General features: G+C 71.4%; 21 protein-coding genes. 9 read left to right on the top strand and 12 right to left on the bottom strand.

Going from position 1 to position 20,251, the window contains the following annotated elements:
- The first annotated feature begins 146 nt into the window (after nt 1–146).
- Nucleotides 147–848 carry a GntR family transcriptional regulator gene (locus AACH11_RS11560; RefSeq protein WP_341374384.1) on the top strand — a complete coding sequence of 234 codons (702 nt, stop codon included), beginning with the start codon at nt 147–149 and terminating at the stop codon, nt 846–848.
- 83 nt (nt 849–931) lie between these two features.
- On the opposite strand, the gene AACH11_RS11555 is transcribed toward AACH11_RS11560, so the two are convergent.
- The 9 genes from AACH11_RS11555 to AACH11_RS11515 all read right to left on the bottom strand — a co-directional run bounded on the left by AACH11_RS11555 (nt 932) and on the right by AACH11_RS11515 (nt 8,460).
- The gene (locus AACH11_RS11555) at nt 932–1,342 is read right to left on the bottom strand and encodes a hypothetical protein (protein ID WP_341374383.1); all 411 of its coding nucleotides are present in this window, start codon (nt 1,340–1,342) and stop codon (nt 932–934) included.
- Nucleotides 1,343–1,589: 247 nt separating this feature from the next.
- Complete coding sequence (locus AACH11_RS11550; protein WP_341374382.1) at nt 1,590–2,525, bottom strand: LysR family transcriptional regulator; 936 nt, start codon at nt 2,523–2,525, stop codon at nt 1,590–1,592.
- 46 nt (nt 2,526–2,571) lie between these two features.
- Nucleotides 2,572–3,090: a peptidylprolyl isomerase gene (locus AACH11_RS11545; RefSeq protein ID WP_341374381.1), complete on the bottom strand. Its 519-nt coding sequence runs from the start codon at nt 3,088–3,090 to the stop codon at nt 2,572–2,574.
- A 94-nt stretch (nt 3,091–3,184) separates the two neighbouring features.
- Nucleotides 3,185–4,252, bottom strand: coding sequence for an Ldh family oxidoreductase (locus AACH11_RS11540; protein WP_341374380.1), 1,068 nt, complete (start codon nt 4,250–4,252; stop codon nt 3,185–3,187).
- A 15-nt stretch (nt 4,253–4,267) separates the two neighbouring features.
- Nucleotides 4,268–5,254, bottom strand: coding sequence for a Bug family tripartite tricarboxylate transporter substrate binding protein (locus AACH11_RS11535; RefSeq protein WP_341374379.1), 987 nt, complete (start codon nt 5,252–5,254; stop codon nt 4,268–4,270).
- A gap of 161 nt (nt 5,255–5,415) precedes the next feature.
- Entirely contained in the window at nt 5,416–6,090 is a 675-nt protein-coding gene (locus tag AACH11_RS11530) for an amino acid ABC transporter permease (RefSeq protein ID WP_341374378.1), read from the bottom strand.
- A 10-nt stretch (nt 6,091–6,100) separates the two neighbouring features.
- The gene (locus AACH11_RS11525; RefSeq protein ID WP_341374377.1) at nt 6,101–6,790 is read right to left on the bottom strand and encodes an amino acid ABC transporter permease; all 690 of its coding nucleotides are present in this window, start codon (nt 6,788–6,790) and stop codon (nt 6,101–6,103) included.
- Nucleotides 6,787–7,566: an amino acid ABC transporter ATP-binding protein gene (locus tag AACH11_RS11520; RefSeq protein WP_341374376.1), complete on the bottom strand. Its 780-nt coding sequence runs from the start codon at nt 7,564–7,566 to the stop codon at nt 6,787–6,789. Before AACH11_RS11520 ends, AACH11_RS11525 begins: the two co-directional genes overlap by 4 nt.
- Before the next feature lie 33 nt (nt 7,567–7,599).
- Complete coding sequence (locus AACH11_RS11515; RefSeq protein ID WP_341374375.1) at nt 7,600–8,460, bottom strand: transporter substrate-binding domain-containing protein; 861 nt, start codon at nt 8,458–8,460, stop codon at nt 7,600–7,602.
- A 339-nt stretch (nt 8,461–8,799) separates the two neighbouring features.
- Here AACH11_RS11515 and AACH11_RS11510 point away from each other — a divergent pair, with 339 nt between their 5' ends.
- The 4 genes from AACH11_RS11510 to AACH11_RS11495 all read left to right on the top strand — a co-directional run bounded on the left by AACH11_RS11510 (nt 8,800) and on the right by AACH11_RS11495 (nt 12,484).
- Nucleotides 8,800–9,786 carry an N-carbamoyl-D-amino-acid hydrolase gene (locus tag AACH11_RS11510; RefSeq protein WP_341374374.1) on the top strand — a complete coding sequence of 329 codons (987 nt, stop codon included), beginning with the start codon at nt 8,800–8,802 and terminating at the stop codon, nt 9,784–9,786.
- A gap of 9 nt (nt 9,787–9,795) precedes the next feature.
- Nucleotides 9,796–10,884 (top strand): threonine ammonia-lyase, encoded by a 1,089-nt coding sequence (locus tag AACH11_RS11505; protein WP_341374373.1) that lies wholly within the window; start codon nt 9,796–9,798, stop codon nt 10,882–10,884.
- 74 nt (nt 10,885–10,958) lie between these two features.
- Nucleotides 10,959–11,966: a Bug family tripartite tricarboxylate transporter substrate binding protein gene (locus AACH11_RS11500; RefSeq protein ID WP_341374372.1), complete on the top strand. Its 1,008-nt coding sequence runs from the start codon at nt 10,959–10,961 to the stop codon at nt 11,964–11,966.
- 92 nt (nt 11,967–12,058) lie between these two features.
- On the top strand, nt 12,059–12,484 hold the full coding sequence (locus AACH11_RS11495) for a VOC family protein (protein ID WP_341374371.1): 426 nt from the start codon (nt 12,059–12,061) through the stop codon (nt 12,482–12,484).
- Nucleotides 12,485–12,521: 37 nt separating this feature from the next.
- Here AACH11_RS11495 and hydA read toward each other — a convergent pair whose 3' ends face one another.
- The 3 genes from hydA to AACH11_RS11480 all read right to left on the bottom strand — a co-directional run bounded on the left by hydA (nt 12,522) and on the right by AACH11_RS11480 (nt 16,074).
- Nucleotides 12,522–14,006: a dihydropyrimidinase gene (hydA, locus tag AACH11_RS11490; RefSeq protein WP_341374370.1), complete on the bottom strand. Its 1,485-nt coding sequence runs from the start codon at nt 14,004–14,006 to the stop codon at nt 12,522–12,524.
- A 28-nt stretch (nt 14,007–14,034) separates the two neighbouring features.
- Nucleotides 14,035–14,991, bottom strand: a complete 957-nt coding sequence (locus AACH11_RS11485; RefSeq protein ID WP_341374369.1) for a dihydrodipicolinate synthase family protein — start codon at nt 14,989–14,991, stop codon at nt 14,035–14,037.
- 123 nt (nt 14,992–15,114) lie between these two features.
- Nucleotides 15,115–16,074 carry a LysR family transcriptional regulator gene (locus tag AACH11_RS11480; RefSeq protein WP_341374368.1) on the bottom strand — a complete coding sequence of 320 codons (960 nt, stop codon included), beginning with the start codon at nt 16,072–16,074 and terminating at the stop codon, nt 15,115–15,117.
- Nucleotides 16,075–16,250: 176 nt separating this feature from the next.
- On the opposite strand from AACH11_RS11480, the gene AACH11_RS11475 reads away from it, so the two are divergent.
- From AACH11_RS11475 to AACH11_RS11460, 4 genes are all read left to right on the top strand, one after another.
- Nucleotides 16,251–16,931: an aspartate/glutamate racemase family protein gene (locus AACH11_RS11475; RefSeq protein ID WP_341374367.1), complete on the top strand. Its 681-nt coding sequence runs from the start codon at nt 16,251–16,253 to the stop codon at nt 16,929–16,931.
- A complete protein-coding gene (locus tag AACH11_RS11470; protein WP_341374366.1) occupies nt 16,928–17,641 on the top strand; it encodes an FAD-binding oxidoreductase in 714 nt (237 codons plus the stop codon). Before AACH11_RS11475 ends, AACH11_RS11470 begins: the two co-directional genes overlap by 4 nt.
- A 161-nt stretch (nt 17,642–17,802) precedes the next feature.
- Nucleotides 17,803–19,344: an MDR family MFS transporter gene (locus AACH11_RS11465; RefSeq protein WP_341374365.1), complete on the top strand. Its 1,542-nt coding sequence runs from the start codon at nt 17,803–17,805 to the stop codon at nt 19,342–19,344.
- 284 nt (nt 19,345–19,628) lie between these two features.
- Nucleotides 19,629–20,216, top strand: a complete 588-nt coding sequence (locus AACH11_RS11460; RefSeq protein WP_341374364.1) for a hypothetical protein — start codon at nt 19,629–19,631, stop codon at nt 20,214–20,216.
- Nucleotides 20,217–20,251: the final 35 nt, after the last annotated feature.

Raw genomic sequence — 20,251 nt, 5'->3', positions numbered from 1 at the left:
AGGAGGGGCCCCCACCCCACCCCCGATGACCCCGCGGAGATCCCACTGTCGAAATGCGCGGCCAGCTCGGGCGCGCCCTTCCCCCAACCCCAGCCGATCACCGACCAACCCAAGCCCGAGGGACGGTTCCTAGAATGCAGCCCGTCATGCCGTCGCTTCCCACCTTCAAGCTCGATCGTCAACGCCACGCCGCCCCGCAGGTCTTCGAACACCTGCGCGAGATGATCGTGCGGCTGGACCTGCCGCCCGGCACCGTGCTCTCCCGCGTCGAACTGGCCGAAGCCTTCGGCCTCAGCCAGACCCCCGTGCGCGACGCGCTGATCAAGCTCGGCGAGGAAGGCCTGGTCGACATCTTTCCGCAGCATGCCACCGTCGTCAGCCGCATCAGTCTGAGCGTGGCGCGGCAGTCGCACTTCCTGCGCCGTGCGCTCGAACTCGAAGCCCTGGCCACGCTGTGCGAGGCGACCGAGGCCGCCCTGCTCGAACGCCTGCTGCCCGTCTTGAGGAGCCTGATCGAGCAGCAGCGCGTGGCCGCCGCGGCGGTTGATACCGAGCACTTCGTCGCCCTCGACCGCGCCTTCCACCAGCAGATCCTGCAGGCCGCCGGTGCGGCCGAACTCGGTGAGCTGGTCCACCAGCGCAATGGCCATGTCGACCGCCTGCGCCGCCTGCACCTGCCGGTGGCCGGCAAGATGGCGCAGATCCTGACCGACCACCTGAGGATCACCGATGCCCTGGCCGCACGCGATGCCGCCGCCTGCCAGGCCGCACTGCGTCAGCATCTGGGCGGCACGCTGCGCCATGCCGACGAGATCCGCGAGCGGCATCCGCAGTACGTCGGCGATTGACGTCGTGAGCCGGCCACCGGCGCGGCCGGCTTTCCGTGGCCGGGGCGGGTGAAGGCGGGTGAAGGCCCCAGCGGCTCAGTCGCTCAGTCGCACTGCCCGCGCGTCAACGCCACACGCATCAGGTGCATGTCCAGCGCCAGGTTGACGAAGCGCCCCTGAGATCCCATGCAAGCGCCGTAGTTCGAGGCGGCCAGACAGGCCAGCATCGCGCACTGCGAGTGCATGCGGATCGCGTCACCGCGGTCATGGCGCTTGCGGAACTGGACCAGCGTCGTGGCCAGGCAGGCCGCATTGACGGCGTTGACGTCAGCGTCCTCGTCCGCCAGTGCGCTCATGCGTGACTCCAGACGGTCGATGCGCTCTTCAAGGTCCATGCAGCCGATGGCGGGTGCGGGTGGCGGCACCAAGCCCAGGCTGACGCTCAGGATGAAGAGCCGTGACCGTACCCAGCGTGCGCGGGTGGATGGGCGGAAGGCGGTGGCGTGACAGGCCATGGTCCTGGACTCCTGGTCGGGGCCCTGGCGGGGCGCCGCGCCGTGCGGGCCGCCACGGCCCTGGCGACCGCTGACGGACGGCGCGCCGGACCGGCCCCCCGCCGGTCCATGTCATCGCCGATCCTGACGCACAGGATGAGCGTGTGCCGCCCGTGCGGCAAGCGCTGGGGCCGGCGGTCGTCCGTCAGGTGTCGGATGGCGCAGCGCCTCAGGCGTCAGGCCTCGGTCCGCAGGCTGTGGCGGCGGTTCAGTGCGGGCCTGGGCGGATGGCCTGGGGGCCTGCCTGGCTCTGCGAGGCCAGCTCCGCCGCCAGCGCCACCAGCCGCGCGATCGCCGGATGCTCGTCCGCATCGCGCGCGCGCCAGACCAGGTGCAGTTCGGAGACCACCTGGGCCGGCAGCGTGATCGGGCGGATGACCGTGCCGTCCATCTGCAGCCGTGTGGCCGAGGTCTGCAGCAGGGCCAGGCCCACGCCGGCCGCCACCAGACCCAGCAGCGCATAGGTCTGACGCACGGACTGCGCGGGGCGCGGTGCGACGCCCGCGGTCTGGCAGGCGCTGCTGATCAGCTCGTAGAGCCGGCCGCCCTGGGCGGGCTCGTACATCACCATCGGCTGCTCGTGCAGGTCCTGCAGCGTGAGCTGCGGGCGGGCAGCCAGCGGGTGATCGGCCGGCAGCACGGCGACGAAGGGCTCGCGGACCAGCAGCTGCCGCTCCAGTCCGGCGTCAGGGATGGGCGGACGCACCAGGCCGACGTCGAGCCGGCCGGCGCGCAGGGCCTCGAACTGCTCGGCCGAGCTCATGTCGCGCAGCAGCAGCTCGACGCCCGGCAGCTGCTGGCGGGCGCGTGCCACCAGCTGCGGCAGCAGCGCGAAGCTGGCGCCGCCGACATAGCCGACGCGCACCGTGCCCAGCTCGCCGCGCAGCGCCCGGCGCGCGGTCAGCTCGGCCTCGACGGCGGCCGACAGCAGGCGTTCGGCCTCGGGCAGGAAGGCACGTCCGGCCGGGGTCAGGCGCACGCCGTGCGGGCCGCGCTCCAGCAGCTGCAGGCCGAGTGCATGCTCCAGCTGCTGGATCTGGCGGCTGAGCGGCGGCTGCGTCATGTTCAGCCGGGCGGCGGCGCGGCCGAAGTGCCGCTCGCCGGCCACGGCGACGAAGCAGCGCAGCTGGCTGAACTGCAGCATCAGGCCGCACCCGGCGGCCGCGCCGCGGGCCGGGCGTGCCGCTGGCTCACGCCTCCTGCACCGTGATGCGCTCCATGCGCACCGGCGTGACCGGGCGGTCGTTGCGGTCGGTGCGGGTCTTCTCGATCTGGCGCAGCACGTCCATGCCCTCGATCACGCGGCCGAAGACCGGGTGGCGCGACGGGCCGGGCGAGAACCAGTCGAGGAAGTCGTTGTGCACGGTGTTGATGAAGAACTGGCAGGAGCCGCTGTTGGCGTCGCCGGTGTTGGCCATCGACAGCGTGCCGGGCTCGTTGGACAGCTTGGCGTCGGCCGGGAACTCGTCGGCGATGGTGCCGTCGGGGCCGTTGCCGGTGCCCGCGCGCGGGCTCTTCGGATCCCGGCTGTGCGGGCAGCCGAACTGCGCCATGAAGCCGTTGATCACGCGGTGGAAGTGCAGACCGTCATAGAAGCCGCTGCGCGCGAGCTGGATGAAGTTGCCCGCGGTCACGGGCATGCGGTCGGTGTAGAGCTCGACGGTGAAGTTGCCGAGGGAGGTCTCGCAAAGGGCGGTGGGATTGGGCATGGGCGCGAGGATAGGCGCTCGGCGGACCTGTCGGCAAGACGGCCGACCGAATCCCCGGTGCCGCGGCCCCTTGGACGCCGTCCTCGTCCGGCCCTCAGCCCGTCGGCAGCGCCACGCCCAGCCGCTGCGCCCAGTCGCCGAGCGCCGCCCAGGCCTGTGGCGAGCACTGCAGCCCGTCGGCCAGCGCCTGCTGGCGGTGCTGCTCGGCCGCATCGCCCGGCAGCCGCACCGGCCGCGCCGGGTCGACCGGCGCATTGGCCCGGCAGGCCGCGGCCAGATGGCCGGTCTGCGTGGCGAAGGCCTCGGCGCCGGCGAAGGCCTCGGGATCCATCACCTGAAGCCAGACGTTGCCACCCCAGCGCGACGGGGCATCGGCGCGGCCGTGGCCCGACAGGCCCTGGCTCAGCGCCTCGATCATCAGCGCCAGGCCGTAGCCCTTGTGGCCGTGGTCCTGGCCGCCGACCAGCTGCAGCGAGCCGCGCGGCTCGGCATGTTCGAGCACCGCCGGGTCGCGCGTCGGGCGGCCGGCGCCGTCCAGCAGCCAGGGGTGCTCGAACTGCTCTCCGCGGGCGTGCAGCTGGCGCGTCATCGAGGTGGTGGTGATGGACGCGCACAGGTCGATCAGCACCGGATGGTCGTCGGCCGGCCAGCCGAAGGCCATCGGATTGGGCGTGAACAGCGCCTCACGTCCACCGTAAGGCGCGACCCGCCGGGCGGCCGGCTCGGAGTTGCTGATCCAGGCGATGCAGCCCTGCTCGGTGGCCAGGCGCACCAGCGTGGCCAGGCTGCCGATGTGGTGGCTGCGGCGGATCGCGAGGCAGGCCACGCCATGCTGGAGCGCCCGCTCGACGCCGCAGGCGATCGCCTGCTCCATCAACCACAGGCCCGGCAGGTAGTGGCCGTCCCAGACGGCGGTGACGCCGCGGTCGCTCACCACCTCGATCTGGCCGCGGCCCTGCAGGCCGCCGCGCGCCATGTCGGCCAGGTACAGCGGCGCCATCGCCAGCCCGTGGGTGCGACGGCCGAGGGTGTCGGTCTGCACCAGCAGCCGGGCGACGCTGGCGGCCTTGTCGGCGTCCATGCCGGCGCGCTCGAACAGGCCGCAGGCGAAGGCCTCGAGCGTGGCCGGGCTCAGGCGGGGGACGGAAGTCGTGTCGGTCATCGGCTACGGTCCTGCTCAGCTGGTGCCGGCGATGGCGCCGCCGGCCGCGCGCACCACGGCGCGCCAGCGTTCGCGCTCGCGGCTGATGTGGGCATCGGTCTCGGCCGGCGTGCGCGTCTGCACCTCCAGCCCGGCCTGCACCAGCGGTGCGCGCAGCGCGGGCGAGCGGATCAGACCGACCACCAGCGCATTGAGCTTGTCCAGGTGCTCGCGCGGCATCGAGGCCGGCGCCATCAGCCCCTGCCAGGTGCCCGACTCGAAGCCCTTGAGCCCCTGCTCGGCCAGCGTGGGCACTTGCGGCAGCAGCGGGCTGCGCGTGGCCCGGCTCACGCCGATGGCCTTGAGCCGGCCGGCCTGCACCAGCGGCAGCGTGGCCGGCATGCCGTTGAGCACGGCCTGCGTGGCGCCGGCGGCCGTGTCGGCCACGGCGGGCGCGCCGCCGCGGTAGGGCACCGGCGTCCACTGCAGGCCGGTGGTCTGGGCGATCTGCACCGTGGCCAGGTGGTTGGGCGTGCCGCCACCGGGGATGGCCACCGACACCGGCGTCTTCTTCGACAGCGCGACCAGCTCCGCCAGCGTGGCCGCCGGCACGCCCGGGCTGACCACCAGCAGATGCGGCGCACTGGCCAGCAGCGTGACGCCCTTGAGGTCCCGTTCGGGGCTGTAGCCCAGGTTGTCGAAGATCACCGGTGCGATCGCCAGCGAGCCCACGTCGGCCAGCAGCAGCGTGTGGCCGTCGGTGGCCTGTGCCACCGCCTGGGCGCCCAGATTGCCGCTGGCCCCGCTGCGGTTGTCGACCACCACCGGCACGCCCAGCGCGTCCTGCAGCGGCTTGCTGATCAGCCGCGCGATGATGTCCGACGTGCCTCCCGGCGCATTGGGCACGACGATCTTCAGCGGCCGCGACGGCCAGGCGGCGGATTGGGCACGGGCCAGGCCGGAGGCCAGCCCGGCGGCCCCGGCCAGCAGGCCGAGCGCCGCACGACGGCGGTGGGATTGCATGCAAGTCTCCTGTCGATGGCGGACGTCATCACGCGTCCTGACAGGCATTGCAGCAGAGGGGGACGATGCGCGTCCAATGCGCATCGGGGATGGGGTGATGCGGGGATTGGATCGTCAGGACGCTGTGGCTTTGGCGTCGGCGGGAGGTGCCGGTGGGTGATTCAGGCCCATGCACCACGGCGGGTCTCCAGCTTGGCCACCCAACGGGTCATCGGCCACAGCAGCAGCAGATACAGGCCAGCGGCCAGCACGATGGGCGAGGGGTTGTAGACCAGCGATTGGGTGTCGCGCGCGGCGCGCAGCAGTTCGGGCATCCCGACCACGCTGGCGATGGTCGTCATCTTGACCACCTCGATCGCGTTGCCCACCAGGTCGGGCGCCACCTGCCGTACCGCCTGTGGCAGCACCACCCAGCGCAGCGATTGCGCCAGTGAAAGACCGGTGGAGCGGGCTGCCTCCATCTGGCCTTGGGGTACCGCCTGGATGCCGGCGCGGAAGACCTCGGCGAAGTACGAGGCGCTGTTGAGCACGAAGGCCAGCACGATGGCCACCAGCTTGGGCACGTCGCCGCCCAGGAAGGGCAGGCCGAAGTACAGGAAGATCAGCAGCACCATTGGAGGGAAGGCGCGCAGGAAGTCGATCGCCGCGATCACGCTCCAGCCCAGGCCGCGGCGATGCGTCTGGGTCTGCACCAGGGCCAGCGCCAGGCCGCCGGCGGCCCCCAGCGGGATCACCAGGGCCGACAGCCACAGCGTGGTCCAAAGGCCGCGCAGCAGGTAGGGCAGCACCTGCTGGTAGACGGCGAGGTTGAAGAAGTTCTCGAGCAGGGCATCCATGTCGGGACTCTCAGTGCGTGCGCGCGCGGCGTTCCAGCCAGCGCGCCAGGGCGACCACCGGCACGAACACCGCGAGGTAGGCCACCGCCGCCAGGGTCAGCGGGGTGGGGTTGCCGGCGGTGGCCGAGGCCGCCTGGGCGTTGCCCAGGATCTCGCTGAGCGCCACCACCGAGCCCAGCGCGGTGTTCTTGGTGGTGGAGATGATGCGGTTGGTCAGCGGCGGCGTGGCGTGGCGCAGGGCCTGCGGCAGCAGCACCAGGCGCATGGCCTGCCACCAGCTCAGGCCGGTGGAGCGGGCCGCTTCCATCTGGCCTTTGGGCAGGGCGTTCAGGCCGGCCCACAGGCTTTCCTGCGCATAGGCGGCCAGCACCAGCGACAGCGTGGCCCAGGTCGCGGTGAACGATGACAGCGGCCAGCCGAGCGAGGGCAGGCCGAAGTACAGCACCATCAGGATGACCAGCGGCGGCAGCGAGCGCAGCACGTCGCTGTAGATCACCACGGGCACGCTCAGCAGACGCCGGCCGCCGGCCCGGGCGATCGCCAGGCCCAGACCGCACAGCACGCCGGTGATCACCACCGCCAGGCCCACGCCCACGGTGACCAGGATGCCGGCCGCCACGTCCGGGCCGTACTGCAGGGCCATGGCCGGGTTGAAGAAGGTGAACCACAGGCCCGATGGGGCGCTGGCGTCGGCGCTCATGCGGCCACCGTGCGGGGTGAGGCCAGCGCGCCGGTGCGGGTGTCGGTGTAGCGCCCGATGAAGGCGCGGGTGCGCGGGTGGCGGGGCTGCTCGAAGATCTGCTCGGCGCTGCCTTCCTCCGCCACCACGCCTTCGTCCATGAAGACCACCCGGTCGGCCACCGCGTGGGCGAAGGCCATCTCGTGGGTGACCACCAGCATGGTCATGCCGCGCTCGCGCAGCTGGCGCATCACGCGCAGCACCTCGTCGACCAGCTCGGGGTCGAGCGCACTGGTGGGTTCGTCGAACAGCATGATCCGGGGCTTGAGGGCGACCGCGCGGGCGATGCCCACGCGCTGCTGCTGGCCACCCGAGAGCTGCCCCGGAAAGGCGCCCGCCTTGTCGGCCAGGCCCACCTGCGCCAGGGCGGCCCGTGCCAGCTCCTCGGCCTCGCGGCGGTCGAGCCGCTGCACATGGCGCAGCGCGAGCGTGATGTTGTCCAGCACGCTCAGGTGCGGGTAGAGGTTGAAGTGCTGGAACACCATGCCCACCCCCTGGCGCACCGCGTTGATGTCGACGTCGGCGCGCAGGATGTCCCGTCCGTCGATCACGACCTGACCGGCGGTCGGCACCTCCAGCCGGTTGCAGCAGCGCAGCAGCGTGCTCTTGCCCGAGCCCGAGGGGCCGATCACGCAGACCAGCTCACCCTCGCGCACGCGCAGGTCCACTCCGCGCAGGACCTCGTGGGAGCCATAGGCCTTGCGCAGGCCCACCAGTTCAAGCAGAGGAGCACTCATCGTCGATTCGGCCAAAGGTCACACGGTGCGTGCTCAGGAGCACTTGGGGGTGACGGGCGTGGGGTCGTAGTGCTCGGTGCCCGGCACGCCGTGGCCCGGCGACACGGTGCGTTCGACGCTGCCGGCGGCAGGCTCGTAGCCGTACCACTTGAGGGCCAGCCTGGCCAGGGTGCCGTCGAGCTTCATGCACTTCAGCGCGTTGGACACCTGGTCGCGGCCGGCCTTGTCGTTCAGGCGGAACGGGATCGCCCACACCAGGCCGGTCTTGATCGTGTGGCCGGCCACCAGCTGCGGGTTCTGCTTGGCGGCCCAGCCGGCCACGGTGCTGCCCGCCAGGTTGAAGTCGGCGCGGCCGGACAGCACGGCCTGCAGCGCGTCGGCATTGCTGCCGTAGACCTCGAACCTGAAGCCGTACTTCGCCATGTTGTCGCGGGCCCAGCCTTCGTAGTTGGAGCCCTTGTTCACGGCCAGGGTCTTGCCCTTGAGGTCCTCCAGCGCGGCGAAGGCCGGCACGCCCTTGCGGCCGATGAAGGTGTAGTTGGTCTCGGTGTAGCCCTCGGTGAACAGCAGGGCCTTGGCGCGCTCGGGCGTCACCGTGACCGGCGCGAGCAGGAACTCGTACTTGCCGCTGTTCAGGCCCGGGATGAGGCCCGAGAACTCGGTGGTCTCGACGTCGAGCTTGCGGTTCAGGCGCCTGGCCAGTTCCTCGCCCAGGTCGACGTTGAAGCCCTGCACGCCGCCACCGAGCTTGATCATGGCCTGCGGCGCGAAGGTCGGGTCCAGGGCGGTCCTGATCGGCGCGCCCGGCTGGGCGCCGGCACCGCAGGCTGCCGCTGCCAGGGTCAGGGCGAGCAGCGGAGACACGAAGGGACGGGTGGCGTTCACGGTGGGCATGCGAGGGGCTCCGGTCAGGGTGGGGTCGATGGCTGGATGTTCACGGACGGCCCCCCGGCCTGTCGCTTGCCAAATCACATGCACCCCTTAACCGGCGGTTAATGGCGTGAGTCGCCCGTGTGCATCGGCGCCTGGGTGCACCCGGCCGAGACACGGTGCGGCATGTGGTGAGGCACGGCACCGACCCATAACCTGTGGACACGGGTGACGCACATGTGCGCAATGGCGCCCGCCCGCGCCGACTTCTAGACTGGACTTCATCCGGGCCCGCCGCACCGACCCTGATGGACGTGATCCAGGTGGGCGCCTTCCTCCACCTGTTTCACCGAGTCCTTGACCATGAACCGTACCCTCACGGTCGCCGCCGCCCAGATGGGGCCTCTGCAGAAGTCCGATGGCCGCGATGTCGCGGTGGCCCGCATGGTGCGGCTGCTGGAGCAGGCTCACCACCGCGGTGCCGAGGTCGTCGTCTTTCCCGAGCTGGCGCTCACCACCTTCTTTCCCCGCTGGTACCACGAGGACCTCGACGAGGCTGACCAGTGGTACGAATCGGCGCTGCCGTCGCCGGCCACCGCGCCGCTGTTCGCCGCCATCCGTCGCCTGCGGCTGACGGTCTACCTGGGCTACGCCGAGATCGCCCACGAGCCCGACGAGCACGGCGTGCTGCGCAAGCGCCGCTTCAACACCTCGGTGGTCATCGGCCCGGACGGCGAGATCGTGCTCAAGTACCGCAAGATCCACCTGCCCGGCCATGTGGAGTACGCCCCGAACCGCCGCGTGCAGCATCTGGAGAAGCGCTATTTCGAGGTCGGCAACCTGGGCTTCCCGGTGGTGCGGGCGCCGGCGGGGCGGCTCGATGGCGTCAACATGGGCATGCTGATCTGCAACGACCGGCGCTGGCCCGAGTCCTGGCGCGAGCTCGGCATGCAGCAGGTCGAGCTGGTCATGCTGGGCTACAACACGCCCAGCCTGAACATGGAGAACCGCGGCTTCGAGGCCCATCACCTGCGGGTCTTCCACTCCGAGCTCTCGGTGCAGGCCGGCTGTTACCAGAACGCCTGCTTCGCCGTCGCGGTCGCCAAGGCCGGCAGCGAGGACGGACACGAGCTGCAGGGGCACTCCATCATAGTCAACCCGCAAGGTGAGGTGATGGCCCGCACCACCCGCTGGGTGGACGAGCTGGCCGTGGCCGACTGCGACCTCGACATGTGCCGCCTGGGTCGCGAGACCATCTTCAACTTCGCCGCCCACCGCCGGCCCGAGGCCTACACCCACCTGACCGCCCATGCCGGCAGCGTGGCCCCCGCCGTTTGGTCCCCGAAGTGAGGAGCTGCCATGTCCACCATGTCCGCCACCCTGGTCAGTGGCCTGTCGGCCAGCGAGCGTTCGGGCACCCGGGGCGCCTTGCCCGAACGCATCGACCATGAACTGCTGGGCCGTCTGCGGGTGCCCGACCTCGACGACGTGCAGCGCGCCGCGAGGGCCATCGCCGGACAGGTGCGCCGCACGCCGCTGCTGCGTTCCGAGGCGCTCGATCAGGTCGCCGGTGCGCCGGTGTGGCTGAAGACCGAATGCCTGCAGGTCACCGGCTCGTTCAAGGCCCGCGGGGCGCTCGCCGCCTTGCTGGCGCTGTCACCGCAGGCGCGCGCCCGTGGCGTGGTGGCCTACTCCACCGGCAACCACGGCCAAGCCATCGCCTGGGCGGCCCGGAGCCTGGGCGTGCCCGCCACCGTGGTGATGCCGGCGGATGCGCCGCGCAACAAGGTCGCCCGGGCCCTGGCGCGCGGCGCCCGGGTGGTGCACTACGACCGCCGCAGCGAGAGCCGCGAGGCCATCGGCATGCGCCTGCTGGCCGAGACCGGCGGCACCCTGATCCCGCCGGGGGACCACCCCGACGTGCTGGCGGCCCAGGGCACGGTGGCCCTGGAAGCGCTGGAGGACCTGCCGGCGGACGCCCGCGCCCGACTCGGGACCTTCGCGGCGCCGTGCGGCGGTGGCGGTCTGATGGCGGGCTGCGGCCTGGTGCTGGGCGCGCTCGCCCCGCAGGTGCGTCTGGTGGCGGCCGAGCCGGCCGGCTTCGACGACACCGTGCGTTCACTGGCCGATGGCCGGCGGCTGACGAATCCGCCGGGCGCCAGCTCGCTGTGTGACGCGCTGCAGGCGGTGACTCCGGCCGAGCTGCCCTGGAGCATCAACGGTGCGCTGCTGGACGCGGCCGTGGCCGTCAGCGATGCCGAGGTGCTGGCGGCGATCCGCTTCGCGCTGGAGGAACTGCACCTGCTGGTCGAACCCGGCGGCGCGGTGGCCCTCGCCGCTCTGCTGCACGGCCACCTGAGGCTGGAGGGGCGCGACGCGGTGCTGGTGCTGTCCGGCGGCAACGTCGACCTGCCCGTCCTGGCGCCGCTGCTGATGCCCGCGGCCTGAATCCCGACCGGGCACGCCTTCTGCGTGGGTGTGCCCGGCACCCTTGATGTTGGATGTTGTCCAGGAACCCTGCCATGAGCAAGAAGCCCCTGTCTGCTGCTGTCGATCTTCGTCTGGCCCGTGGTCTGAGTCGCCTTGGCGCGGCCGTGCTGTCCCTCGGCATCGCGCTGCCTGCGCTTGCGGCCTACCCTGAGAAGCCGATCACCCTGATCGTGCCCTTCAACACCGGCACCACGCCGGACATCGTCTCGCGCCTGCTGGCCGATGCCATGGGCCGGGAGCTGGGCCAGACCGTGGTGGTGATCAACAAGGTGGGCGCTTCGGGCCTAGTGGGTACCCAGGCCGTGGCCACCGCGGCGCCGGACGGCTACACCATCGCCTACGCCAACGTGGCGACCATGGCGATCAACCAGTCGCTCTACAAGAAGCTGCCCTACGACGCGGACCGCCAGTTGGTGCCGATCGCGCTGACTGGCTCGGTGCAGAACGTGCTGGTGGTGCGCAAGGAACTGGGCGTGAAGTCGGTCGCCGAGCTGGTGGCGCTGGCGCGCAAGCAGCCCGGCAAGTTGACGGTCGGCTCCGGCGGCAAGGGCACCACGGGGCACCTCAGTGCCGAAATGCTCAAGAGCATGGCCGGCATCGACCTGCTGCATGTGCCCTACAAGGGCGGCGCCGAGGCCGACTTGGCCCTGGTGCGCGGCGAGGTGGACATGGTGTTCGAGAACATCACCTCGATCAAGCCGCACCTGGCCAGCGGCAAGCTGCTGCCGCTGGCGGTCACGGGCGTGCAACGCGATCGCCGCATGCCGGAGCTGGCCACCATGGCGGAGCTGGGCTTCCCGCGCTATCACGCGGTCGCCTGGAACGGCTATGTCGCCCCGGTCGGCACCGAGGCCGCACGCATCGCCGTGCTGAACAAGGCCTTCAACAAGGTCCTGGGCACGCCGGAGATCGCCAGCCGCCTGGAGACCATGGCCTATGAGCCCACCCAGTCGAAGCCGGCGGCCCTGTTCGAGCTGGCCGTCAAGGAGCGGCCGGTGTGGGCCGAGGTGATCCGCGCCGCGGGTCTCGAGAACGACTGACGCGCGGCCTGTACCCTGGCGGCCAGCTGGCGTGGGCCCGCCGGTCGCTGTCCTTCCACGGGCCGTGCGCCCACCCTTCAACCGCCTCGACCATGAACGCTCCCACCTCCGCCCTGTTCCACTTGGCCTTCAACGTGACAGACCTGAACCTGGCGCGCCGCTTCTACGGCGATGCCCTGGGCTGCCGCGAAGGCCGCAGCACCGAGACCTGGGTAGACTTCGATTTCTTCGGCCATCAGATCTCGTTGCACCTGGGTCAGCCTTTCGCCACCGCCGCCACGGGCAAGGTCGGTGACCACCTGGTGCCGATGCCGCACTTCGGTCTGATCCTGGCGCAGCCGCAGTGGCAGGCCCTGGCGGACCGCCTGACGGCCGCGGGCATCGACTTCGTGCTGCCGCCGCAGCTGCGCTTCGCCGGTCAGCCGGGCGAGCAGTCGACGATGTTCTTCCTCGACCCGTTCGGCAACCCGATCGAGGTCAAGGGCTTCGCGCGTTGGGAACAGGTCTACGAGGCCTGATGCCGGCCGTCAGGGCCTCCGTGGTCCTGGCGGTGGCTCAGTCGGCGAGCTCGGGCAGCAGACGGCGCATCCAGGCCGGCTTGCCGGACGTGGGTGCCGGCAGGGCTCCCGGGCGACCGCGTACGATGAACCGGCCGCTGCCGGGCGCCACCTGCAGCGCGGCGTCGCGCACCACGCAGCGCCCGCGGCTCCAGACCTGCACCGGCCAGCCGGTCAGCTCGCGGCCTTCGTAGGGGCTGTAGCCGACGCGGTCGTGCAGCTGCTCGGCACGCACGGTGGTGCGGCGCGTCGGGTCCCACAGGGCCAGATCGGCGTCGGCACCGAGCACGATGTCGCCCTTGCGCGGCGCCATGCCGTAGAGCTCGGCGTGGCGCGTGGCGGTGAGCTGCACGAACTGCTGCGGGCTCATGCGCCCGCCGACCACCGCGTCCGAGAACAGCAGCGGCAGCCGCAGCTCCAGCCCCGGCACGCCATTGGCCATCTCCTTGAAGTGGGTGGCCGGACCCTTGGGTAGCTTGCCGCTCTCGTCGAAGCGGAAGGGCGCGTGGTCACTGCTGTAGAGGCTGAGCGTGCCGTCCATCAGACCATCGAAGACGGCGGCCTGGCCGGCGGCGTCGCGTGGCGGCGGGCTGCAGCAGAACTTGGCGCCCTCCAGGCCGGGCCGGGCGGTGTCCTCCGCGGTCAGGTAGAGATACTGCGGACAGCTTTCGCCGTAGACCGGGGCCCCCAGGCGGCGGGCGCTGCGGATCATCTCGATGCTCTCGGGGGCCGAGACGTGCACCAGCATCACCGGCACCTCCAGCAGACGCGCCAGGGCGATGGCGCGGTTCGTGGCCTCGCCCTCGGCGCTCGCGTCGTGCGCCACGGTGTGGAAGCGCGGCGCGCGGTGGCCATGCCTGAGCAGCTGCTCCGCGATCCAGCGGATCATGTCGTGGTTCTCGGCATGCACCATCACCAGCGCGCCGTGCTCGTCTGCGCAGGCCAGCACCTGCAGCATCTGGTAGTCGTCGAGCTTGAGCTTGTCGTAGGTCATGAAGACCTTGAGCGAGGTGATGCCGTCGCGGATGGCCTGCGGCAGATCGGTGCTCAGCGCCTCCTCGGTCGGGTCGGCCAGGATCAGGTGGAAGCCGTAGTCGATGACCGACCTGGCCGCCGCGCGGCGGTGGTAGTCGGCCAGTACCTCGGGGATGGCCATGCCGCGGTGCTGGGCCGCGAAGGGCACGATGGTGGTGGTGCCACCGAAGGCCGCCGAGACACTGGCCGACTCGAAGTCGTCGGCGCACATCACGCCGGCGCTGCTGAGCTGTTCGACGTGGCAGTGGCTGTCGACACCGCCGGGCAGCAGCCACAGGCCGGTGGCGTCGACATCCTCGCGGCCGGGCGGCAGGTCCGGGGCCAGCGCGACGATGCGGCCGTCGCGCACGCCGACATCGACCCGCAGCGCGGAGCGCGAGGTCTGCACCAGGGCGTTGCGGATGGTCAGATCCAGGGTCGGAAGGGGCGTCTCGTGGGGGGCACTCATGAGGGGCTCTCGCAACAGGGGGTGGGACTCAGCCGCGAGGGCCGCCGAGATCGATCGTCTGGGGGCCGCTCACGTCCAGCCGCAGGCCGACGCGGGCCACGGTGGCTTCCAGTTCCTGCCGGGTGATCGGATCGAGCGTCATGCCGGGCGCGCGCAGGTGGTCGCTGCCGAGTACGCCGCGGCGCAGGTAGACGTGCTTGCGCAGCGCCAGGCCGATGCGCGGCTGGAACTCGTAGCGGATCAGCGGCAGGTAGCGGTCGAACAGGGCGGCGGCGCCGGCCACGTCCCCCGCGGCGTGGCAGCGGTGGATCGCCACCAGCACCTCCGGAAAGGCGAAGCCGGTCATGGTGCCCACGGCGCCACGCTGCAGCTCCTCGAAAAAGTAGACGCCGCCCAGGCCGCCGAAGATGCGCACGCGGTCTCCCGACAGGGCCCGGATGCGGCTGATCTTCTGGCCCACGGGGGGCTCTTCCATCTTGATCAGGTCGACGCCGCCCTCGAGGGCCAGCCGGGCCACGACCTCGGGACGGATCTCGGTCTCGAAGGAGGCCGGGAAGTCGTGGATCACGACCGGGATCCGGACCGCGCGCGCGATGGCCGCATAGTGGTCGAACTGCAGCGCGTCGCTGGCGCCGTCCAGCGGCGCGGCGAACACGGCGGCTGCACCCACGTCCTGCGCCTGCATCGCCTGCTCGACCACACCGGCGGTGCCGAGTGCGCGCACGCCCACCCACACCGGAAGGCTGCCGGCGGCGGCCAGGTAGCGGTGGATCACCGCCTCGCGCTCGGCGTTCGAGAGCTTGTGGGCCTCGCCCAGGAAGCCCAGCACCGCCAGGCCGGCGACGCCGATGGCGGCCTGCAGGGCGACCAGGCGGTCGATGGCCTCCAGGTCCACGTGGCCGTCCTCGGTGAACGGGGTGGGGCAGATGGTGAACACGCCGCAGGCGTCACGGGCGCTGGCGACGTGCGAAAGGGAAGGGATCAAGGCAGTGGCTCCGCGCCCGAACAGGCGTCAACAGGATGGGTCCATGTTGAGCGCAGGCCCGGGGGGCTGTCGCGTGCCGATTCATCGCGAGGGCATAACCCCTCGTTAACGCCTGCTGCGTGATCAGCCGCAGGCCGCGGCGAGCGCGGAGGCGCTGGCCGGCGCCTGGCCGTACCGGTCCGACGGGGCGAATCCCTCCGCCCGCAGAAGGCGGCCGAGGATGTCCACGAAGGCTTGGGCACGCTGCGACAAGGGCTCGAAGCGCGAGTGCAGCAGGTTGGCCGGGAAGGTCGGCGCATCGGCCAGCGGCCGCACCACGAACTCGCCGCTGGGCCAGCTGTAGGCCGAGAACTCGTCGACCAGTGCGATGCCCACGCCCGCCTCGACCAGCGCGCAGGCGTTCTGCGGTGAGCCCACGGACACGGTGGTGCGGAGCTCCAGACCGGCCTGCTCGTACATCGTGCCGAGCATGCGTCCGAACGGCGTCTCGCGGTCGTAGCCGATCAGGCCATAGGGTGCGAGGTCGTCCAGCCTCAGCGTGGCCTTGCGTGACAGCGCGTGGTCGTAGGGGCACAGGCAGACCATGCGCCCCTCGCCCAGGGCGCGCACCTGCAGGTTCGGGTGGTCCACCGGCATGATCAGCAGGCCCAGGTCGGCCTGCTGCTGGGCGACGCGTTCGAGCATGGCGGCATAGGGCACGAACTCGAAGGTCACCTGGGTGTCCGGGTGGGCGGTGCGGAACTCGGACAGTGCCCTGGGCACGAGCCGCTGCCCGAGGCTGGGGCTGGCCAGGATCTGCAATGCACCACCCTGGCGCAGCGAGAGGTCGTGCGCCAGCTCGTTGACGCGCTGCACGCTGAGGTAGACCTCTTCCACGCTGATGAACAGGCGCTTGGCCTCGGGCGTGGCGAACAGGCGTCCCTTGACGCGGTCGAACAGGGCGAAGCCCACCCGGGTCTCGGTGTGCGCCAGCAGACGGCTGACCGCCGGTTGGGAGACGTGCAGCAGGCGCGAGGCGCCGCTGATCGACCCGGTGCTCATGACGGCCCGGAAGACCTCGATCTGTCGAAGGTTGATGCTCATGCGCAGGTCTCTTGGGAAACTGGCGGACGACCTCGCACGGGTCGTCCGTTCGTGGAACGACGGTCAGACCCTAGGCAAGATCGGGACCCGATCGGCGCCCGCACCCATAACCGAAGGGCAAGTGCGACCCACGAACCGGCACTGCGCAGCGGGGGGCGCGCTGCCTAGACTGGGCCATGCCCAAAGATCACGCACCGCCCACGCTCTACATCCTCAATCCGAACAGCACGGCGGCCGTCACCGCCGGGCTGGATGCGGCGCTGGCGCCGATGCGGGGGCACAGCCACATCCCCATCGTCTGCCTGGACCTGCCGGGTGGCCCGCCCGGGGTGCAGACCCAGCAGGACATCGCCCGGGTGACGCTGCCGCTGCTGGCGCAGGCCCAGGCCCTGGTACCGAGCGCGGGGGCCTTCGTGATCGCCTGCTTCAGCGACCCCGGGCTGGCGCTGCTGCGCGAGCAGCTGCCGCGGCCGGTGCTGGGCATCGGCGAGGCCGGCGTGCTCACCGCGCTGACCCTGGGCCAACGATTCGGGGTGGTGGCCATCCTGCCGGGCTCGATCCCGCGGCACCACCGGCGCTGGGCCGAGATGGGCGTGGCCGCCCGGCTGGCCGGCGAGCGCGCCCTGGGTCTGGGCGTGACGGAGCTGGGCGACCGTGGCCAGACCCTGGCGCGGGCCCTGGCCGTGGGCCGGCAGCTGCGCGACGACGATGGTGCCGAGGTGCTGGTGCTGGGCTGTGCCGGCATGGCCTGGCTGCGCGAGCCCCTGCAGCAGGCCCTGGGCATGCCGGTGGTGGAGCCCACGCTGGCCGCCGCCGCCATGGCTCTGGGCCGCATCAGCTGGCGTGATGCCGCATGACGCCGGCCCATCTCGATGCGCTGGTCGCTCTGGTGGGGCCGGCAGGCCTGAGCGTGCAGGACGTCGGTGGCCGGGCTGCGGCCGTGGTCGCCCCTGCCGACCGGGACCAGTGTGCGGCCGTGCTGCGCTGGTGCCACGAGACCCGCACTCCGCTGGGCCTGCCGGCATCGGCCCGGGACGCCGGCGAGCCCGCCCCGCAGCTGCGGCTGCGCATCGACCGCATGCAGCGGCTGCGTGCCGTGTCCGCCGCCGACGGGCAGCTGGTGGCTGACATCGGTGCCCCGCTGGCCACCCTGCAGGCCGCCGCCGCCGAGCGGGGCTTGGCCCTGCCGCTCACCCTGACCCGCACGGGCGCCATGACGCTGGGCGAGGCTCTGCACGCGGCCGCCTGGGGCTCCGCGGTGCTCGCCCTGGAGGTGGTGCTGCCGCATGGCCGGATCTGGCAGGGTGTTGCCGATGCGCAGGCCAGCGCGAGCAGCGCCGCCCTGGGCGCGCTGTTCCTGGCAGGGCAGGGATCGCTGGGCGTGGTCACCGGCGTGACGCTGCATCTGGCGCCACCGGAGGCGGCCGGGCCTGCGGATCGCACCGGCCCGGTGGTCCCCGGGCCGCGTCCGCTGGCGCAGCCGCCGGTCGATGACGTGGCCCTGCTGGCCCGCATCAAGCGCGCCCTGGACCCCAACCACCTGCTGGATCCGGGGCGCTGGCTCTGAGTCGTGGGTGATCCCGTCACGCGCCCGGATGGCGCGCCAACTTCGCCGGAAGGGTGGCAAGGACGCGTGCACGGCAGGGCCTTTGCCCCCGAGGCCCGCGGGCCCACGCATCCGACCGGATAATGGTTGACAATAACAACCATATACCCGCGAAGCCTGCCATGTCCACCAGACCGGAACACCTCAAGGGCGACCCTGCCGCCCCCACGACGCCACCACCCAACCTGCCCCTGATCCTCTCCGGCCTGATGCTGTCGATGGTCCTGGCCTCGCTGGACCAGAGCATCGTCAATACCGCGCTGCCGCGCATGGCCAGCGAACTGGGCGGTCTGTCGCACCTGTCGTGGGTGGTGACGGCCTTCATGCTGACCTCGACCATCGGCACGCCGATCGTCGGCAAGCTCAGTGATCTGTATGGCCGGCGGCGGCTGTTGCTGGCGGCCATCGCGCTGTTCGTCGTGGCCTCGGCGCTGTGCGGGCTGGCGCAGTCGATGGGGCAGTTGATCGGCTTCCGGGCGCTGCAGGGCATCGGGGCCGGCGGCATCATGACGCTGGTGCAGACGGTCATCTCCGACGTGGTCGGTGCCCGTGAACGTGTGCGTTATCAGGGCATCTTCACCGGGGCCTTCGCGCTGTCGGCCGTGGCCGGTCCGTTGCTGGGCGGCGGGCTGACGACGGCCTTGAGCTGGCGCTGGGTGTTCTACGTCAACCTGCCGCTGGGTCTGCTGGCGTTGTGGCTGGTGTGGCGCGCGTTGCCGCGCTCGGGGCCGGTGGCCCGGCACCGCATCGACGTGGCCGGTGCGCTGCTGCTGTCGGCCGCGGCCTCGCTGGCGCTGCTGCTGTGCAGCTTCGGCGGCAGCGCCTTTGGCTGGTGGTCATGGACGGCGCTCGGCGGCGTGGCCGCGGTGGCGGTGCTGATGGCGCTGTTCATCGCGCAGGAGCGGCGGGCGAGCGAGCCGCTGCTGTCGCTGGCCCTGTTCCGCATCCGCTCGTTCACCGTCGGCTCGGTGACGATGGGCTGCATGGGCTTCGCGATGATGAGCGCGATGGTGTTCCTGCCGCTGTATTTCCAGCTGGTGCTGGGGCTGGATCCGGCGCAGGCCGGCTACATGATGCTGCCGCAGATCGCCACCATGCTGCTGAGCTCCATCCTGGGCGGCAAGCTCTCGGCCGACAGCGGCCGGCCCAAGGTCTTCATGGCCACCGGCATCGCGCTGGAGGCGGCCAGCCTCAGCGCGCTGGCCCTGCTGGCGCACCAGGGCGCGGCCATCCCGTGGTTCCTGGCCGCGCTGGCGCTGCTCGGTCTGGGCATGGGCATCGCGATGCCCAACGCCACGGCCATCGTGCAGAACGCGGTGCCGCAGGCCGAGATGGGCGTGGCCACGGCCAGCATGTCCTTCATCCGCTCGCTCGGCGGGGCGCTGGGCGTGGCGGTGTCGGGCGGGGTGATGGCCAGCCGGCTGGCCGAGGACATGGCCCGGCATCCTCAACTCGATGCCCAGGCCATTCTCAGCGGCGGCATGGACGCGATCCAGGGCCTGCCCGCCGCGCTGCTGCCGGTCGTCCACGACGCCTTCCGCGACGCCATCACCGCCAGCTTCGAGATCGGCGGCGGGGTGATGGCCGTCGCGCTGCTGGTGGCGTTGACGCTCAGGGGCACGGCGTTCGAGCCGCAGGAAGCGGCCGTCCGCGAGGCGATCTGAACACCGGCAAGCTGTCGCGATGGACGTTCAAGCGGCCGGCGTGACAACGGCCAAGCCAATACCAATACCCAATACCGAGGCCGAGCGCTCCGTCCAGGTGTCCAGAACAGCCAGGGCGTTTCACGGCGCCGCGCATACCCAGGTTGGATGAGCGTTGCGACGGCGCGTTTGACGCAGCGCAGCGGCACCGTCGTCGATCGGTGGCTTGATGGCGTCGCGGGGGCGTCGCCCCCCTGCGCGGGGCAGGGGCGGTCAAGAAGCGTCCGTGACCACCAGGAGTGAACATGAACCGTTCGTGGACCACCGTGGGCTGTGTGGGGCTGGTTGCCTGCTTGGCGGGTGTGCCGGCGCTGGCCGTGACACCGGATCCTCCCGCACCGCCGCAGGTGACGGTCGGCGACCCGGTCTGGAGTCCGGGTCTGAAGCAGTGGAGCTGGTCGATCCAGGTCGGTGGCGAGCCCGGAATCGCCAGCATCCATGTCACGCCAGTCGGCGCGGTGGGCCCGATCATCCCCATGGATCTGCCGGATTTCGAGTACCGCTACATCGAGGATCTGCTCGGCGAGCAGCCGCCTTACAACTGGCAGACGCCGGGTGCCACGCCGGAGACCGGGAACTTCCACGGTGATTTCGACCTGCGCTTCCGCTCCCCACAATTCAACGGCGGGGAGCGCTTCACGCTGAGCTTCGACTACCTCTGGCCCTACGATGACCCGCAGACCGGCCAGACCACCGTCTACCGCACCGAGTTCCTGCCGCCGGCCTCCATCCTCTCCACATCGGTGGTGCCGGAGCCGGCCGGTGCGGCACTGCTGGCCTTGGGGGCGCTGTGCCTGGTGCCCATCGTCAGGCGCCAGCAGGCTCGCGCCTGAGGCGCGGGTACGACCTTGCCCGCGACCCCGGCCGC

It is taken from the genome of Pseudaquabacterium rugosum, assembly GCF_038066575.1.
In the GTDB taxonomy this organism is placed as follows: domain Bacteria; phylum Pseudomonadota; class Gammaproteobacteria; order Burkholderiales; family Burkholderiaceae_C; genus Pseudaquabacterium; species Pseudaquabacterium rugosum.
This window is presented reverse-complemented; position numbering and strand designations above follow the sequence as displayed.